The sequence below is a fragment of the Nostoc sp. 'Peltigera membranacea cyanobiont' 213 genome (assembly GCF_002245975.1).
Lineage (GTDB): Bacteria > Cyanobacteriota > Cyanobacteriia > Cyanobacteriales > Nostocaceae > Nostoc.
Genome location: NZ_NOLI01000022.1, coordinates 58,323 through 73,849 on the forward strand (window position 1 = coordinate 58,323; position 15,527 = coordinate 73,849).

General features: G+C 40.7%; 11 protein-coding genes. 10 read left to right on the forward strand and 1 reads right to left on the reverse strand.

The features are described 5' to 3' along the window. Positions 1-67: 67 nt before the first annotated feature. Positions 68-6,667 (reverse strand): non-ribosomal peptide synthetase, encoded by a 6,600-nt coding sequence (locus CDG77_RS09270; protein WP_094329104.1) that lies wholly within the window; start codon positions 6,665-6,667, stop codon positions 68-70. Between the two features lie 852 nt (positions 6,668-7,519). Between CDG77_RS09270 and CDG77_RS09275 the strand changes: the two genes are divergently transcribed. The 10 genes from CDG77_RS09275 to CDG77_RS09320 all read left to right on the forward strand — a co-directional run. Further along, on the forward strand, positions 7,520-7,711 hold the full coding sequence (locus CDG77_RS09275) for a hypothetical protein (protein ID WP_094329105.1): 192 nt from the start codon (positions 7,520-7,522) through the stop codon (positions 7,709-7,711). Between the two features lie 83 nt (positions 7,712-7,794). After that, a complete protein-coding gene (locus CDG77_RS09280; RefSeq protein ID WP_262985145.1) occupies positions 7,795-10,461 on the forward strand; it encodes a TonB-dependent siderophore receptor in 2,667 nt (888 codons plus the stop codon). Positions 10,462-10,485: 24 nt separating this feature from the next. After that, on the forward strand, positions 10,486-11,670 hold the full coding sequence (locus tag CDG77_RS09285) for a PepSY-associated TM helix domain-containing protein (protein WP_094329106.1): 1,185 nt from the start codon (positions 10,486-10,488) through the stop codon (positions 11,668-11,670). Between the two features lie 14 nt (positions 11,671-11,684). After that, complete coding sequence (locus CDG77_RS09290) at positions 11,685-12,020, forward strand: hypothetical protein (protein ID WP_094329107.1); 336 nt, start codon at positions 11,685-11,687, stop codon at positions 12,018-12,020. 19 nt (positions 12,021-12,039) lie between these two features. After that, positions 12,040-12,366, forward strand: a complete 327-nt coding sequence (locus tag CDG77_RS09295) for an MbtH domain protein (RefSeq protein WP_094329108.1) — start codon at positions 12,040-12,042, stop codon at positions 12,364-12,366. A gap of 308 nt (positions 12,367-12,674) precedes the next feature. Then, positions 12,675-12,977: a helix-turn-helix domain-containing protein gene (locus tag CDG77_RS37445; RefSeq protein ID WP_223269754.1), complete on the forward strand. Its 303-nt coding sequence runs from the start codon at positions 12,675-12,677 to the stop codon at positions 12,975-12,977. Between the two features lie 217 nt (positions 12,978-13,194). Then, positions 13,195-13,422: an MbtH family protein gene (locus CDG77_RS09305; protein WP_094329109.1), complete on the forward strand. Its 228-nt coding sequence runs from the start codon at positions 13,195-13,197 to the stop codon at positions 13,420-13,422. A gap of 97 nt (positions 13,423-13,519) precedes the next feature. Further along, positions 13,520-14,326 (forward strand): thioesterase II family protein, encoded by an 807-nt coding sequence (locus tag CDG77_RS09310; RefSeq protein WP_094329110.1) that lies wholly within the window; start codon positions 13,520-13,522, stop codon positions 14,324-14,326. Between the two features lie 121 nt (positions 14,327-14,447). Next, the gene (locus CDG77_RS09315) at positions 14,448-15,134 is read left to right on the forward strand and encodes a hypothetical protein (protein ID WP_143856985.1); all 687 of its coding nucleotides are present in this window, start codon (positions 14,448-14,450) and stop codon (positions 15,132-15,134) included. A gap of 74 nt (positions 15,135-15,208) precedes the next feature. Continuing rightward, a partial coding sequence (locus CDG77_RS09320; protein WP_143856986.1) for a hypothetical protein occupies positions 15,209-15,527 on the forward strand: 319 nt, incomplete at its 3' end.

Genomic DNA, 15,527 nt, shown 5'->3' on the forward strand with positions numbered 1-15,527 from the left:
GTTAATCATGGCTATATCTTCCAGGAAATTAGATGTTTCGGAACTACTCATGAATCTATTTTCCTTCTTAACGTAATTTCTTTTGTCTGTTGAGAGATGCTTTCTGTTTTTCTGCTCTGTCAACGATTTTTGTAAAGTTCTGGATTTTTATCTGTGTATGACTAAGTTTTTTTGCCAACAAACTGATAGTTGGGTATTGAAAAAATTCCAGTATTGATAAGTCTCGATTTAACTTTTCTCTCAACTGAGAATGCACTTGACTCAATAATAGCGAATGGCCTCCTAAATCAAAGAAGTTATCATGAATGCCCACCTTCTCGATACCTAAGACATCTTGCCAAATAGTGGCGATAATTTGCTCTACATCAGTTGCCGGTGGTGTATAGAGAGTATTGCTAAATGCGGAAACATCTGGTGAAGGCAAGGCACGGCGGTTCACTTTGCCGTTTGGCAGAAGGGGTAGAGCATCCAGAAGCATGAAATTTGTAGGTATCATGTATTCTGGCAACTTTTCGCTCAAAAAATCGCGTAGTTGTGGTACTAACTCCAGGGCAAATTTTGCCTGTAAGGGATTGTTAGTATAATCTCGCCAAGGGCGATGTTTTGCACTATGAGTAATTTCAAACTGCGTTGTCCTAACTGTTGAGTTTCGCCTAAATATGACATCGTAACGACCATTATCTCCACAGCTTGACCAAGTAATATCGATGGAGTAAGGCAAATCTTTGCTTAATATCCAAAAATCTTCCGGCTCAATTCCTTGCCACTCACTGTTTTTTTCTAGAGATTTTCTCATATCTCCCACAGTTGCAGCACCTCCAGGAGAAGTTAACCACTGCCAAATCTGCATGTCTTCTACAACTCGAGCATTCGGGACGCGAGCAATACCCAAGATAGTAGGCGTCGTTTCTACGAGTATTTGCTGGACAGATGGTAGTGTTAATTCTTGCTTTTCCCAGTCTAACCAAGGCAGATCGAACAGAGGAATTTTATCTCCAATATGGAGAATCACATCGTAGCGGAATTTATTCAGTTCATTCTGATGGGAACCACGTTCAAGAAGAATTTCTACATGGCTAACATTAGGTAAATGTTGTTTCAAGGCTGTAAAAAAGGCTGGATCGATAACAAGCTCTTTTTCCTCAAACAATTGTTTTCGTGTGCGCTGTTGTAACTCTTCTTTTGAGATAAAATCTGGCGATCTATGGAATTGAACAGATGTATGGAATACTTCTAATAGAGGCAAACTACGAATATCTCCGATGAAGATAAAACCACCTGGTGCTACTGTATTAACTGCGTTTTCTAAAACTTGCAATAGATAATCAATACTAGGAAAGTACTGCATTACAGAAACTAGCAAAACAGCATCAAAACTGTTAGCAACTACACCTTCAAAGTTATTTGCTCCTCTGTGGATGAAAGTCACTCCTGATGGTTTCTGCTCTAGCATTGTCATCTGATGCTCCAGATTCAGTAAAGCTTTTTCTGAGAGGTCTGTTGCACAATACTCTTGACAATGGGCAGCTATCCGAAATAACATCAGACCGCTACCACAACCAATCTCCAATACCTTGGTTGGTTGTAAAGACAAAATTCGCTCAACTGTTGGCTCTACCCAATCGCGTACTTCTGCTTCTGGTATTGGTTGTCCTGTGTAGCTACTGTTCCATCCTTTGATATCAAATCTTAACGCTTGTTCATCAGCTGTATCTCGGTAGAGATCGTCAAATTCATGCTCCCACTGTGACAGATACTCGCTGCTTAGTTCTTTTCCTGAGGTTAATTTTGCTGTAGTTTCTGGTTGAAGATTTTGTACGACGTAAGCAAATAAGCGTTTATTACCAGGGTCATCTTCTTGAGCAACAACCACAGCTTTCTCAACAGAGGGGTGTTGGCTTAATACTGCCTCAATTTCTCCCAACTCAATCCGAAAACCTCGGATTTTTATTTGATAATCTGCTCGACCTAGAAATTCAATATTTCCATCCTCTAAGTACCGGGCTAAGTCTCCGGTTTTGTATAAGCGTGCGCCCGATTCCTGGCTAAATGGATGAGGAATAAATTTTTCGGCGGTCGATTCCGAGCGATTAAAGTAACCTCTAGCTAATCCAGATCCACCAATATAAACTTCGCCAGCAACTCCTATGGGTACAGACTGTAAATAACGGTCTAGTAGATAGATTTGAGTATTGGCGAAAGGGCGACCAATCGGTACTTGTCGTTCAAGCTGTAAATTGGCTGTAGTAGTTTCAAAATATGAGCTATCAATGGTGGCTTCGCTGACACCATAGGAGTTAATTAATCTGGTTTGATGACCACAAAAACGCTTGAGTTGCTGATATGCACTAATATACCAGCTATCAGAACCGACAACTAGCATTCGCATGAAGTCAAGTGATTGTTGAGTTTCTTCCAGATACTGGAGTAAGTTCATCAGGACAGCTGGCACAAACTCGGCACAGTTCACTTGTTCGGAACACATAAGTCCATAAAGCCGATCTGGCTGCAATAGAAATTCCCGTGGACAAAGTACTAGTTTGCCACCGGAGCATAAAGCCCGAACTAAGTCCCCTGTAAAAACATCAAAGGAAAAACTTGCCATTTGCAAATGAGAAGTGGCTACAGAGCGAAGCGAGTATATATCCTCCCAAGCAAGATAGGCATTCACTAAACTGCCGTGGGTAACCATCACTCCTTTGGGGATGCCCGTAGAACCTGAAGTGTAGATTGCGTATGCTAGGTTTTCAGGAGTTGTTTGATTGAGTAGATTTTTGCTGCTCTCTTGGGAAATACTCTCCCAACTGGAGTCTAAACAAACAACTTTGGCTTGGTGTTCTGGAAGATTTTTCAGTAACCACTTCTGCGTTACTAAAACTGACACCTGCATATTTTTCAACATGAATTCCAACCGCTCATGGGAGTACACAGGATCTAGTGGCACATAAGCCCCTCCCGCCTTCAGGACACCCAAGACTGCTACTACCATTTCTGGTGAGCGTTCTATGTAGATACCAACAATAACTTCTGGTCCTACACCCAGTGCTTGTAAGTAATGTGCTAGCTGATTGGCACGTTGATTCAACTCCCAATATCTCAATTGCTTTTGAGCAAATACTACTGCAACCTCATCTGGTGTTTGCTCTACCTGTGCTTCAAAGAGCTGATGGATACACTGCCCAATTTTAGATTTTGGATTTTGGATTTTGGATTGATTTTGATTAAATTCTATAAGCAGTTGATGCTGCTCTTTTTTTGTCAATAGTGACAAGTCCGAAAGCCTAATTTGAGGATTCGCCACAATGCCTGAGAGCAAGTTTTGAAAATGTTCCAGCATTCGGGCGATCGTGGTGGCATAGAACAGGTCAGTGTTGTATTCAAATGACACTATCAGCCCTTGTCCAACCTCCACAGATACGCTCAAATCAAACTGTGCTGCTTCATTTTCTACTTTTAATTGACTGACAACTAAATCGGGTATTTCTGGTAGAGGTGGAGCATTCCGGAAATCGAACATCACCTGAAATACAGGGGAGTGACTGACGTTTCGTTCTGGATTCAATGCCTCTACTAGTTGGTCAAAGGTTAAATCCTGGTATTTATATGCTTCTACAGCCACGTTTCGGACACGACCAAGTAACTCTTGAAATGTAAGGTTGCCAGAAAGCTTAGTACGCAATACCAAAGTATTTACAAAAAAGCCAATTAGTCCTTTTAATTCGTCACTGTTACGGTTAGCAATTGGTGAGCCGACTAGAATATCGTCTTGTCCTGTGTAGCGGTAGAGGAAAGTTTGGAATGCCGCTAGTAGCAACATGAATAGAGTCACGCCTTCTTGACGAGCGATCGCCTTTAGTTGGTCTAGCAGAGTTTTGGGTAACTCAACAGATTGATGGAAACCGTTTGAGGTCTGCACAGCAGGTCTTGGTCGATCCGTTGGTAATTGTAAAACAGTTGGTATATCTGCGAGTTGTTGCTTCCAATAAGAGAGTTGGGTTTGCAGGATTTCTCCTTGTAGCCATTGTCGTTGCCAGTGTACAAAGTCTTTGTATTGGATGGAGATTTCCGGTAGTGATGAAGAACTTCTGGTTAAGAATGCTTTGTACAGTAATGCCATCTCTTGTAAAAACACCTCAACAGACCAGCCATCAAAAATTATGTGGTGCATTTCTAGCAAAAGAATATGCTCTTGCTGTGCTAGGCGCAAAAGTTTAGCCCGTAACAATGGCCCCTGTATTAGGTCAAAAGGTCGTTGGCTCTCTTTAGTCAAGAATTGCCGAACTGCTGCATCGCTCTGTGATTCTATATTTTTTTGATAATCTATTACTGATAAAGATAATTTTAAGGAAGAAGCAATAACTTGAACGGCTTGTCCATTGACTGTAGTAAAAGTAGTTCTTAGAGTTTCATGTCGCCGGATAATTTCATTAAAACTTTGTTCTAATAAGGGAACCTCAAGCTGACCTTTGAGATTAACAGCTAAGGAAATATTGTAAGCTAGATTCCCTGGTTCTAATCGGTCGATAAACCATAGTCCTTGCTGGGCAAAAGAGAGGGGATAAACTTCGGCTGGCTGGACTTGGCTAAGAGACTTTGAGGGTATGAAAGCCTCTGCTGTCATTTGAGTAAGTATCTTGGTGGAGAGCGATCGCCCACTCATTCCTTCAAAGAAATCTGCTACAGATACTTCTATTTCTAAGTCAAGCTCAATCCGATTTTTTAATTCAAATACTTTTAAAGAATCAAGTCCCAGCCTGCTTAATGGTTCTTGTGGATTGATATCATCTGCTGCAATTGAAAGTACTTCCGCCAAGAGTTCAATCAGATATGATTCTAAAAGCGGTTGACATTCTATTGGAGAAAGTGCCAACAGTTGAAAACGCTCTAATCGAGTTTCTTTTCTGACAATATCACTAATTTTGAGAATATTGCTTTCAACTACATTCAGTTCACCATTCTCAAACTGAGCGCGAGTTGTACGTCTTTGAATCTTACCGCTAGAAGTTTTGGGAATACTACCTGGTTTAATTAAAACTACACCATAAACTTGTATTTCATGTTCTTCAGTAATAGCTTGCCGAATTGCGCTAGCTACTTCTGCTAAATTTGGCTTGGCGCGAAACTCTAATTCTTGTACAACAAAGAGTCTTTCTTCGTTATTAACTTCTACTGTAAATGCTGCATTAGCACCAGAACGCAATGATAGATGACTGCGTTCTGCGGTTAATTCTATATCTTGTGGGTAAAGATTTTTACCACGAATAATAATTAAATCTTTTGCTCTACCTGTAATAAAGAGTTCTTCATTATGCAAAAAGCCTAAGTCACCAGTCCGTAAAAACGGCCCCTCTTTTGTGTCTTTTAGATAGGCGTGGAATGTTTGCTCTGTTTCTTGTGTTCGATTCCAATAACCCTGACCAACACTCGGCCCAAATACCCAGATTTCGCCAACTTCATCTGATGAACAGCGAGTTAATGTTTCAGGATTGACAATAACAATCTGTTGTTGAGGAATTGTTTTACCGCAACTGACAAAGCTTTGGATATCCTGACTCTGGGTAGTTGCTTCGACTATCTGATTCTGTGAAAGCGCAAATTTCTCTACAGTTCTGACTTGGGCTAAGGCTGTTTTGACCCCACCAGAAACTATCAAAGTTGCTTCCGCCATACCATAACATGGGTATAATGCTTCCGGACGAAAGCCACACTCTGCAAAGGTGGTTGCAAATTGCTCAAGAGTATCTTGTCGGACTGGTTCAGCACCGTTAAACGCCACACTCCAACTACTTAAGTCAAGAGTTGACCTTTGTTGAGGAGTTATTCTTTGAATACACTGTTCATAGGCAAAGTTTGGACCTCCACTAGTGGTACCCCGATAGCGAGAAATCGCCTGTAGCCATCGATATGGACGTTGCAAAAAAGATGCTGGAGACATTAAGACACACGGAAAGCCACCATACAAGGGTTGCAGTATTCCACCAATCAGTCCCATATCATGGTAGACGGGAAGCCAAGAGATAAACTGACTCTTGGGCGAATGTCCCATCATTTGGTAAGTCATCGCAGCATTATGCAACAAGTTGCCATGACTAAGCATGACACCTTTAGGCGTGCCTGTAGAACCAGATGTATATTGCAAAAAAGCTAACGTTTGTCCATCAATTATAGGTTGTTGCCAAGAATCCTCTATTCCTTGTGCCAAGTTGTCAGTTGTCAACCAATGTAGACTTCCCTGCTCTGTTTTTTTTACAAGTAAAGACTCTATCTTTGAAAAGATAGTTGTTGTCGTCAAGCAAATTGCTGCTTTTGCATCTGTAATAATTGCCTGAATCCTGGATGTTTTACGTTGATTACCTGGTAGATAAACCGGAATAGCTACTACTTTGGCATATAAACAACCGAAAAATGCCGTCACGTACTCCAGTCCTGGAGAATAGAACAAAATTGCCCGTTCCCCACTTAAACCAAGAGCTTGGAGTTGAGCTGCTATAGCCCGACTGCGCCGATCCAACTCATGGTAAGTCAGTGTTGATTCCTGAGTCTCTCCGTCTTCAAGAAAGGTAAATGCTTGTGCGTGTGGTGTTTTTAAGCTGCGATAACGCAGGATATCAAGTATCGTCTCATATTGATAGGATATTTCTGGAAAATTATTGAGAATTAAAGTCATTTTTTTGCTTCAGCCAATTTAGATACACGCAAACAAAGCTTAAATAGCGTTAACCAAATGAAACATTTAGCTACTGATGGCTTACGGTAAGGTTTTTAATATTCAATTGGAAAAATTTTTTGGATAATCCGATCGCGCTATTGCTTGGTCAGTCGCGGAGATTTTTCAGCTTTATATTGCAAATAATTTTCAGAGGATGCTTGAAAAGTCAAAATATATACTAAAAACCTCACTTACATTTCTCTCTCCTTGCAGGAGATAGGCTTTGAAACCCTTATTCCCTTGTAGGAAAGGGGGTTAGAGGGGATAATTCTGAGGCTTCTGGTGTTTCATACAATACTTTTAAAACACTTTTTCACTCGATGTTTCTTAATATAGAAGGAATTTATTGCATTTAGCAACCCCCAAACTATAAAGAATTATTATCAATAAATGTCAAATTATATTTGCAATTAGGCTTGACTAATTTACTACTTTTAGTGTATGCAAGTTTGGGAGTTGCAGAATACAAGTATGAATTTAAGCGTAGGCGTAGCCCGTCGTAGACATCGCTTGCAAGGTTCCAAATATACATCAGATCGTATTCAAACAAAACGGAAAAAATAGCCATTTTAGACATCATTTGGCAAAATATTTTATTACCAAAAGCCCGAATATATACTTAATACTCGGTTTATTGTGTAGTGTATTATTCAAAGTATAGTTCAGTAGTTATTTTGGAAGCTACGCGCTTAAAAGTTTGAGGCGAGCGAATATATTGAGTTCTGCTTAGGTCAATAGTTAGGAATAAATCATGGTAAGATTATCGAAAATTAATCTTATCAAGCTATAACCATCTATCAATCGCCAGCTATGACCATTATCTTGACACCGGAACAGGAAAGAGAGTTTTGGGCAGAAGCTAGAGAAAATAGCCAACAAAACTTGTCAGAGCCATTTGAATCCTATTGTCAAGTACTTAAACAACTGGGCAAAGGATATACGCGAAGCTTGGTATCTTTTCCCAGTCAGTGTTTGTTGCCAGAAAAGTCTGTTTGGCGATAATTAGTTCTGTATTGGGGTTGACACAACTCATCCAATTCCTCTAATCTCAATTTTAAGCTTATTCAGAACTCTTCTCAACAAAGATGGTTTTGGTTATTGGAGTGTGGGGAATTATTGTGAGGATTCAAGAGTTGTCGTCTAATATTTGGCTGGGGTTGGTGATGAGTTTTCTGCCATTGTTGATGGCACAATCTGTACGGGCACAAGAGCAGCAAAAGGAGCCAACAGTAATTACAACAATCAAGCGACTGAGCGAGATTGAACGCCCAGCCACCAATGTTAGCGAGTTGTTTTCCCAATCGTCAACACCTTCAAGTGAAGTTGTGCAAGTGACGGCAGTGAAGGCAAATCCTACCGCCAAAGGTGTGGAGGTAATTCTACAAACTACCAAAGGGGAACAATTACAAATTACGAATCGCAGTGCTGGTAATAGTTTTATTGCTGATATTCCCAATGCCCAGCTGCGTTTACCGTCAGGCGAGGCGTTTACATTCCGTTCCGAAAAACCACTTGCGGGAGTTACTGAAATAACAGTAACAAATTTTGATGCTAACACAATCCGAGTAACGGCGATCGGTGAGGCAAGCTCACCAACAGTGGAGTTATTTGACAGTGATGAAGGTTTGATTTTCGGGTTGACAACTGCTGCATCTATTGCACAGCAGCAACCCCAAACACAACCAACACCTCAAGTAGAGCAGCCAACAAACCAAACTCAGCCACAGCAACCACCGGCTTCTAGTGATGAGCCAATTGAACTGGTAGTGACAGGAGAACAAGATGGATACAGTGTACCAGATGCTTCAACTGCGACCAAAACCGATACACCCTTGCGCGACATCCCGCAATCAATTCAAGTTGTACCGCAACAGGTACTCCGCGACCAACAAGTTACCCGCTTGAACGATGCTTTAAGAAATGTTCCCGGTGTGATTACAACACTTGGAACACCTGGCAATAGCGAAGGAAGTTCATTTACCATTCGGGGCTTTGATAGTGGGACTACACTCAGGAATGGTCTGGCAGATCCTGTGGGCGATCGCTCGCTGGAACTCTCCAATATAGAGCGAGTGGAAGTCCTCAAGGGTCCGGCTTCAGCTCTGTTTGGTAATGGTAGTCCTGGTGGCACAGTCAACTTGATTACCAAGCAGCCCCTCGCCACTCCTTACTATGCGGTTGAAGCAACGGTTGGAAGTTACAGCTATTATCGGGGCGCTGTGGATCTGTCTGGGCCTTTAAACGATGACAAAACAGGGCTGTATCGACTGAATGTGTCTTATAAAGATGCAGGCAGTTTTATCGATTTTGCTCATGATAAAAATCTACTCATTGCCCCAGTTTTTAGTTTTGCAATTGGTGAGCGAACAAAGCTAACTCTGGAAGGAGAGTATATAAGTGCAGACACCAATCGATTGTGGCTACCAGCCATTGGCACTGTACTACCTAACCAAAATGGTAAAATACGACGCAACCTGAACATTAGTGGACCTGACAGGAATGACAATTATGTTCATGAAGACATTGGTAGAATTGGATACTCATTAGAACACAAATTCAGTGACAACTGGTCATTAAAAAACGCTTTTAGGGCAATATTTTATCATTTTGAAACCAGCGCGTTGCTCCCTACTAGTCTCGACCCTGATAACCGAACACTAAATCGAATATTTAATCAAGGACAGTTTGATGACGAGGCTTACAATCTGGCAACGGACATCATTGGCAAATTCTCAACTGGCTCCATCAAGCATCAGTTGTTGTTTGGATTTGACCTGAGTAGATTTTCTTATGAATCTTTATTTAATAATAGGAATGCAGCACCCATTAACCTGTTTAACCCAGTGTATGACCGATTCCTTGGTGAAAGTTTGGGTCTTCAAAATAATTCCTCTCTAACAGATGCACTGGGTATTTATATCCAAGATCAGATATCCCTGAGTGAGAATCTGAAGTTGCTCTTGGGTGTCCGGTTTGATGCCTTTAAACAGACCGATGGAGATTTGCTAGCAAACACCGAAAGCAGCCAGTCAGGAGATGCTTTTAGCCCTCGTTTCGGTATTGTTTACCAACCCCTACCGCCAATTTCACTCTATGCCAGCTACAGTCGCTCGTTTACCCCAGTGATTGGAACTAGCTTTGATCGCAGCACCTTTGAGCCAGAACGTGCTACGCAGTATGAAGTCGGAGTTAAGGCAGATTTGAATGAGAGAATTTCTACAACACTTGCTTTCTATAATCTGACTCGCTCCAATGTCTTGACTGAAGACCCAAACTATCCAGGTCAAGATTATTCGATTCAAACAGGTGAGCAGCGCAGCCGGGGTATCGAATTCAACATTGGGGGTGAAATCTTACCCGGTTTGAATGTGATTGCAGGTTATGCTTACACGGATGCCAAAATCACTGAAGACGAGACTTACACACCAGGTAATTACCTCAACAATGTCCCAAAAAATAGTTTCAATTTGTGGACGAAGTATGAAATTCAATCTGGTAGTCTCAAAGGACTCGGCTTGGGTTTGGGATTATTCTATGTGGGCGATCGCCAAGCAGATTTAGAGAATTCCTTTGAACTGCCAAGCTATTTCCGTACTGATGCTGCCATTTTTTATAAACAAGGACAGCTCCGCGCACAGGTCAATTTCAGAAATTTGTTTGATGTAGATTATTTTGAGTCTGCTCGTAACATTTTGCGTGTTTATCCTGGCGAGCCGTTCACGGTGCAGGGCACGATTTCGTGGGAGTTGTGATCGCAATTTCGGGGCATTTACGTCATGTTTACGATCAAGCAATTTAAATTACGCCCAATAGTATTTAGCTTACACCGCTATATTGGTTTAGCTATAGGCCTGCTATTAGTTATAGCTGGCTTAACAGGTAGCCTGTTGGTATTTGCGGATGAGATCGACCACTTCTTATTGGCTCGCCAAATCGGACATGTTATCCCTCAAGGACAACAAGTTTCCATTGAGTCAGTGCTGAATACCGTTAAAATAGCTTACAGCAATCAACCAGAACTTAAAGTTGAGCGAATCTATACACTACCAGAACCAGATATTCCTTACCGAATCTGGCTCCGTTCTTCTGAAGGTGAACGAACAGAAATCAACGTTAACCCCTACACAGGTGCAATCATGGGTAGCCGTGTGTGGGATAATACGCTGAAGACACTCACACTTAAATTACACTACCAACTCTTCGCTGGCGATGTTGGAATTCAAATAATGGGGGTAGTGGCGCTGTTAGTATTCATCCTTTGCATTACAGGAATTATTCTCTGGCCTGGATGGAAAAGGCTGATTTCTGGCTTCAAAATTAAATGGAATGCACATCCACGACGAGTCAACTTTGACATCCATAAAGTCTCAGGGATTATAGTAGCTGTTTTTTTGGGATTAATTAGCTTCACCGGCTTCTGTTGGAATTTTTATGATTTCACACAATCTATAATTTATGCACTTACCTCTACTCCCAATCCATCTAACCTTGTTTCCCAAAACATTACTGCCAAACCGCCACTTAGCGTAACACAACTGCTGCAAAAAGCAGATGCGGCATTACCAGATGAAGTTACAACTTACGTTTTGCTACCAACAAAACCGGAAGATGCGATCGTAGTGGGCAAAAAACTACCCCAGGAAAGTTGGAAGTTTGGCTACAGCCAGATTTATCTAGATCAGTATACAGGTGAGATTTTGCGACTGAAGAATGGGTTAAAAGCACCTCTAGGTGAGAAAATTTGGGATTCCTTTGGAGCTCTGCATTATGGCACTTTTGGCGGATTACCAACACGTATTCTCTATGTGTTTGTCGGACTTGCGCCGCTCATTCTATCTATCACCGGTTTTGTGATGTGGCGGTATCGTTATCGAAAAAAATCTCGATCCACGACCAATTCTGCCAATTTTATTGAAAGATTAAAACATCGGCTGATAACATCACTAGCGAAAAGAATGTGAACTGAGGTATTACTATGGCAACAATGGGAAAGTATTGCAAAGCTTACTCTTTGAAAAAATTACGTGAGTTCAGTCAGTGGACTGAGTGTGCTGAAAATACAAGGAGAGAAAACAAATCAGTTGAGGGTAAGGAAGTCGAAAGTAATAGAGAGTTAACTGATGATGACTTTCTTTACCTACAAGAAAATTACCTAGTGACTGATGGGATTTTCAAGGATGAGAATATCATTTTTGACAATATAACTCCCGAATGGAAGGAGTTTTGCCACAAGACCTTAGCATTTGAGATTCCAGTCTACGAGCCTGTACTTGTACAAGCATCAACAAATCAAAACAAAAGTGATTCTTAAGAGGAAGACATCTGTATGAATGAATGAATTAGTGCAACGTTTATCATCCGGGGAACATTCTGTTGAAGCAAGCTTACGACCGGAAAAAACAGCTACAGCACTGAAAGAAAGTATTGACCGAGGGTACGTACATATCAAATTCACAAATACTAGCGGAGGTACTGATTTAGGTGTCAGACTCGACCCAGAAGCATCTAATTTGCAAGAAGCTGACTTTGAGCATCAAACAGGGAGGGTTCATCTGGTTGGGAACTTGACACTGAATTACGTGAAAGTTCGATGTATTGCAGATATTGAACTGGCAAGTTTAGAAGGTAAGGGACATCTTGAACCAATGGAATCGTGAGATTTCCCCGTGCAAATTATTGAGGTTGATGGACTAGTACAGCACGGCGGAAATAAACCAACCATTATTGTGAGAAACTAAGAAAGTAGAGTCAAAGCAGTTTAGGCTAAAAACAAGGGAACCTAGCGTGGAGCGATTAGCTCCAAAAGTATTAAATTTGAACGAGAGCGATCGCTCAGAAATACAACAGTTGATAAACCGACACAATACGGGGCAACAACTAGTACAGCGCGGCAGAAATAATTCTCCTAGGGTCAGAAAGGAAAAATCATGCGGAAATTGCTCGAATATTAGATATAAGTCTGGATATGGCTCGTTTATGGCGAAATCGATGGTTTGAAACTAGCGATAAAGAGTTGTCTATTTTTCAGAGATTACAAGACTCGGAGCGTATTAGCGCACCAGTAAAATTTAGTATGGAGCAAGTAATCGAGTTATTCGGGCTTGCATGTTCAAAACCTGAAGACTACGGACGCCCAATAAGTCATTGGACACCAAGAGAACTAGCGGACAAAATCATGAAACAAGGGGTTATCGAAAGCATATCCGTGCGCCATGTAGGAAGATTATTAGAGGAAGCACACCTGAAACCCTTGCCCAAACTTAATTAAGCAGTTTCCTTCTCGCCCTCAAGCGAGTATCAGTAATTACAGGCAGTTAGCATTAGTAATCTCCCAAGTGTGATTATGACAGGTTAAACGAGTTAGTAGTAAGCACTTTATTGGCTTAAATGACGACTAGAGCCACCGACTACTAACTTCTTGTAGTAAAGTACTGGATTATCAAATCTTAGAAAACATGGCCAATTAAATACCACGGAGATAAATTATGTACCAAGACGACAAAGAAGACACAACAATTTACAAAGTTGTAGTCAATCATGAAGAACAGTATTCCATTTGGCCTGCTGACAGAGAAAACGCACTCGGCTGGAAGGATGCTGACAAAAGTGGTTTGAAACAAGAATGTCTAGATTACATCAAAGAAGTTTGGACTGATATGAGACCACTTAGCCTTCGCAAGAAAATGGAAGAAGCTGCTGGAGGTAAATCATAACACATTTGATTTTTCGTAAAGGTTGTCCAAGGTCAAGAGTCAAAGATCAAAAAACTCTGGACTCTTGACCAGAGCAACAGAAATTCGACATGAAAATATGACAACCACACAAACATTTAACTCTTGGCTAACATATACCAAACCTAATCCTCAGGCTTCAGTGCGTTTATTCTGCTTCCCGTATGCAGGTGGTAGTTCTATCATTTTTCGCACATGGGCTGAGAGTCTACCTAAAACTGTCGAAGTTTGTTCTATTGAACTTCCTGGACGAGGAACCCAGATGAAGTCAGCCCCATTTTCGCGGCTAGAACCTCTAGTGGGTGCGATCGCCCAAGCGCTGACAAGGAATCAGTTTGCTCCCGCCTTGCTTCCACATTTAAACAAGCCATTCGCCTTCTTTGGTCACAGCATGGGAGCAGTTGTCAGTTTTGAGCTAGCCCGTTTACTCCGCAAACAGTACGGTCTAGAACCAGTACATATGTTTGTTTCCGGCCGCCGCGCTCCACAAGTTCCCGATCCAGATTCACCTATCCATGCACTAAGTGAGCCTGAGTTCATAGAAGAACTACGCCGTCTCAATGGTACTCCCGAAGCACTGCTGGAAAATGCCGAATTAATGCAACTTCTTGTCCCGATTCTACGAGCAGACTTTGAAGTTCTAGAAACCTATGTATATACTACCGAGCCACCACTTGATTGTCCTATTACTGCTTTTGGTGGCTTACAGGATCGAGAGGTCAATTATGATGAACTTCAAGCTTGGCGCGAGCAGACAAATGCTGCATTCTCACTACAGATGTTCGGGGGCGATCATTTCTTTTTACACTCAGCCCAATCACTCCTGCTACAGTCACTTTCTCAAGAACTACAGCAAATGACCAGTAAAATAGACAGCCGAAAGTAGGATTCCAATTCATGCTGAATTATGATTCCTGAATTCTGTTTTAATCAACCAAATACAATACTTTAAAGGCAGATTTTTACAAATTTTTCACTTCCGTTTATGGGGGAAGCGATATTGAGTATTGTTGGTACAAGAAGTTTGTCAATTAGGATTGCATATGAATGCCTCTTTTTTATTGGGAATAGATTCTAAGACTCTTAAAGGATTTCAAAGACAACAAAAGTATTTTCCTTATCGGTATGCTCTAGTTCGCAGATATTTAGCTAAATTTGTCAAAAAATATCAAAAAATATATGCTGATCAACTAGTAGATTTTGCTGTTTTACCTTCAACAGAGATATTTAATACTAGTACATTGCAAACTGATTTTTATGAATTTTTTACTGAAATAGTATGCGACACTCCTGGTAATACCACTTATGCAAAATATCTGAAAAAGACTTTCACAGAAGTTCCAAATCAAGCTCTCAATCCAGAATCTTTAGGTACAAAGATAATTGATGATGAATATTCACCTGTTGTTAATACTTGGAGAGCCAACATTCTCCATGAATTGAAGTTGGCATTAGCTTTTGTAAATTTTTATAACTTAGGGAAAAATATTTTTGATTTTCCTCAATGTTTATTAGAGTCTTTTAAGAATACAAATATAGAAAACATTCCTTTACGCGATGTCAAACTGCCATATCCAGCTTTTTATTTACATTTTGGTTTGCAAAAAGATTTAGAGTTAGAACTTGGACATGTGGTCAACAGTGAATTTTTATATTCGTTGTCAACAAAAACTAAGCAAATAAATATTACTTAGAGGGGGTATATGTAAAAGAAATAGCTAGTGGTGGTTTTGAATTAGCATTAATTGGTTCTCCAGAATTTCCAGTTTTGAGTGATAATTGGCTGGAGTATCCGACTGAAGCACTTTCTGTAAAAATTCCTTTAATTAATCCAGATACAACTATTGGTGAAGCTTTAGACTGGGAGATAATAGATACTTCTGCCTCTTATAAAAAAGCCATATTTCATTATCTAGAGGAGAATAATTTACTTGATAAAATTGATGTTGATTTTAATATAGAATTCTTGAACGATCTTTTATTCTATGAATTTGAAGAATTTCATGATAATAAGGGACTTCCAAGCAATAAAATCACCAAATACAAGAATGATAATCATTGTGAGGAGGGGGAAGGAGAAGCAGCCG

Bases quoted from the DNA above. Each gene is read 5' to 3' on its own strand.
- CDG77_RS37445 (WP_223269754.1), top strand. From the start codon at position 12,675: ATGGCTCGTTTATGGCGAAATCGATGGTTTGAAACTAGCGATAAAGAG.
- CDG77_RS09295 (WP_094329108.1), top strand. From the start codon at position 12,040: ATGAATGAATTAGTGCAACGTTTATCATCCGGGGAACATTCTGTTGAA.
- CDG77_RS09275 (WP_094329105.1), top strand. From the start codon at position 7,520: ATGACCATTATCTTGACACCGGAACAGGAAAGAGAGTTTTGGGCAGAA.
- CDG77_RS09310 (WP_094329110.1), top strand. From the start codon at position 13,520: ATGACAACCACACAAACATTTAACTCTTGGCTAACATATACCAAACCT.
- CDG77_RS09270 (WP_094329104.1), bottom strand. From the start codon at position 6,667: ATGACTTTAATTCTCAATAATTTTCCAGAAATATCCTATCAATATGAG.
- CDG77_RS09305 (WP_094329109.1), top strand. From the start codon at position 13,195: ATGTACCAAGACGACAAAGAAGACACAACAATTTACAAAGTTGTAGTC.
- CDG77_RS09285 (WP_094329106.1), top strand. From the start codon at position 10,486: ATGTTTACGATCAAGCAATTTAAATTACGCCCAATAGTATTTAGCTTA.
- CDG77_RS09280 (WP_262985145.1), top strand. From the start codon at position 7,795: ATGGTTTTGGTTATTGGAGTGTGGGGAATTATTGTGAGGATTCAAGAG.
- CDG77_RS09290 (WP_094329107.1), top strand. From the start codon at position 11,685: ATGGCAACAATGGGAAAGTATTGCAAAGCTTACTCTTTGAAAAAATTA.